At 34.1% G+C, this 2,696-nt stretch carries 4 protein-coding genes; all 4 read right to left on the reverse strand.

Annotated elements, in window-relative coordinates; genetic code table 11:
- Positions 1–298 (reverse strand): hypothetical protein (locus B808_RS04920; RefSeq protein ID WP_051393814.1); only part of this gene is annotated, 298 nt, incomplete at its 3' end.
- On the reverse strand, positions 291–611 hold the full coding sequence (locus B808_RS04925) for a hypothetical protein (RefSeq protein WP_035422290.1): 321 nt from the start codon (positions 609–611) through the stop codon (positions 291–293). The genes B808_RS04925 and B808_RS04920, both read right to left, overlap by 8 nt.
- Positions 604–1,905, reverse strand: a complete 1,302-nt coding sequence (locus B808_RS04930) for a Y-family DNA polymerase (RefSeq protein ID WP_009166291.1) — start codon at positions 1,903–1,905, stop codon at positions 604–606. The genes B808_RS04925 and B808_RS04930 overlap by 8 nt, the downstream gene beginning before the upstream one ends.
- Before the next feature lie 198 nt (positions 1,906–2,103).
- The coding region (locus B808_RS04935) for a Dyp-type peroxidase (protein ID WP_035422292.1) at positions 2,104–2,696 on the reverse strand (593 nt) is incomplete at its 5' end.

The raw sequence follows: 2,696 nt of genomic DNA on the forward strand, positions 1-2,696 counted from the left end.
CGTTTAATTTTGCAACCTGACTAACAATTTCTAACGGATTCAATTCGACATCGACCTCATTCAGCTGCATGATAACATTAACCTTATTTTCTAATGAGTAGAATAGAATATTTTTGATAGTAAGAAGCGTCTGTTGTTCTTTTAATTTAGCAATTCGATTTAGTTTTACTTTTTGCTTGTTCATGGCAGTTGTATGGTCAGACAAATAAAATCCTTGCCATTTAACCATCCCACGATCGTGATAATCGTACTTGAAAAATCGATCCACAATTTCCTGATTAAATTGATAATTATTCAAGAAGATCACGCTTTCTTTGAATTAGTTGGTTTGATTTAGGCCATTTTAAATCAGTAAATCCAACAAAATTGATGGTTAAATTACTGTGTAATTTAAATTCCTTAATGATTTTTTCTAAGTAATTAAGATCATAGTTGTTTAAACTATGTAAAGGAATTGATCTCAATCGCTGTTTACGATGCTGGCTATTAAAGAAAAAATTAAATTGTTTGTCATATTTATCATTTGCGACTTCAATCCAATAGTGCGTTTGAGAAACTCGTTTAAAAAGTGCATTCATTCGTTTAATAATTATGTTTAAATCGTTATTCATAACTATTTCCACCGTTGTGACCACCAACTAACTTTGCTCTTTCGAGGGCTGTCCCACCTTTAGCCAGACTATTTGCAAACACTAGTTTAGAAAATCCATATTTTTTATGAATTTCATCAATTGTGCTAGTTAATTTAGTCATTTTTTTCTCTACTTCTAAATCAGTAAACAAATTTAAAGATTTACTATTATTTGGAGATAGTTTACTACAATAAAACGAAATATTTCTAATTGCTTGTCCATTCCAATGTTTTCTAAATAGATAAAGCAAAGGTTTAACTATTTCCTGATTATTATCGGTGGCATCAATCGACATTTCTTGGTAAAAACCAGAACTATTATAAATTTTCCTATCATGAAACGAAAAGCCAACCCCTAGAGCGATCCGGCTAGTTAGTTTATGGTGATTACGGACTCTTGCTGCTACCTGTTCACCTAGCTCTTTAATTACATTTTCGATTTCTCCTTGCTCATGATAATCACGTGGTAACACCTGAGAATTACCCAAACTTTTGGATTTAACAACTATTTTATCAGTGATCTTTGACCGATCGACGCCCCATGCCGTCGCAAAAAGTTGCGAACCAATAACACCAAGCTCTTGTTTAATGAAATAAGGATTAGCATGAGCTAAATCATACATATTATGGATATCTATTCGATTCAAATGTTTAGCAGTACGGGGACCAATTTCCCAAACCTTTGTTAAGTCTTTAATTGACCATATCTTTTGAGGAACGTCTTCATAATGGATTTCACCGATTAAATCATCATTATGCTTTGCGTAATTATCTAATGCTAATTTGGCCTGAACTGGATTATCACCAATACCAACGGTTGTATATAATCCTAATCTTTGTCTAATTGTTTTTTGCATAAGTCGAGCTACTTCTTTAATTGAATTACCAAATAAATGCCATGAATCTGTCATGTCTAGAATACTTTCGTCGATAGAATAAGGAAAAATACATGCTTCAGGAGTAAACTCGCCAAACAAGTTATTAATTTCAATATTTTTCTTAATATAGAGATTCATACGAGGGGGAACAACATATAGGCGTGGATCATTTGGTAAATCCCGTTGCCGTGAAACATTGGCTTTTAGATGGTAGAGTCTTTTTGCTTCAGGAGAAGTAGCCAATACCAACCCACCGTTGGTGTTCTCTGCTTCACTTATGACAACTAATGGTACTTTCATCGGGTTAAAGCCTCTTTGAATCGCTTCACAACTAGCATAGAAAGATTTGTTATCGATTAAAAAAAATGCCCCTCTCGGTTCATCATCAAAAAACATGTTTTCACCTCCATTCGTATAATTGAATTATAGCACATCACACGAACGTATGTTCTAAAATGATGTGTGCTTTTGCCAAAATAAAAAGAACATAAAAAATTATGTTCTTCAAAACGAAACTATATGAGTTTATTTTTTCGAATTAATTATCCTTTTGCACGATATTCTTATCGCACTACAAGAATATCGTTTAATTAGCTAGTTTAATTCTCCCCCTGCAATTTCATCAAGCAGTGGGCGTGATGGAATAAAATAAAGGGTTCCAGTTTTTAGCTCCGAAAATGTCAATAAGAAATCAGACATATCAACCATTTGTTGCAACATTTCTTTAGTAGTCTCCCAATGTCGAGCATAACCCATGAAATAAGTTCCAGTTATTTTTTCTGCTGGATTGGAAAATGGAACATTCATGCGAATGATTTTATTATCATCACCGGTATTAGAAGCTAAATTATGTGCATTTTCAGCCTTTTCTTCGTCGGGCAATTCTAGATCTGAAAATTTTTGTCGACCCACAGCTCGATCTTGATGTTCAACTGATAACCCATTCCACTTATCCATGTCATGAATCCACTTTTGTGTGAATAAGTAAGAACCATTGATAAATTCTGGATCTTCATCGCCAACTAAAGCATATGGGGCAGCATCCTCTACTTGCGGTGCCTCCGTTCCATCGATATATCCAATGATGGCTCGTCCTTCTAGATAGCGAAACCCTTTTACCTCATCTAAAACCGTTGTAAATTTCCCAAGAAATTGTTGATATTGCGCCACCACTTCATAAATAACGG

Source organism: Fructilactobacillus florum 8D, assembly GCF_000512295.1.
Taxonomy (GTDB): domain Bacteria; phylum Bacillota; class Bacilli; order Lactobacillales; family Lactobacillaceae; genus Fructilactobacillus; species Fructilactobacillus florum.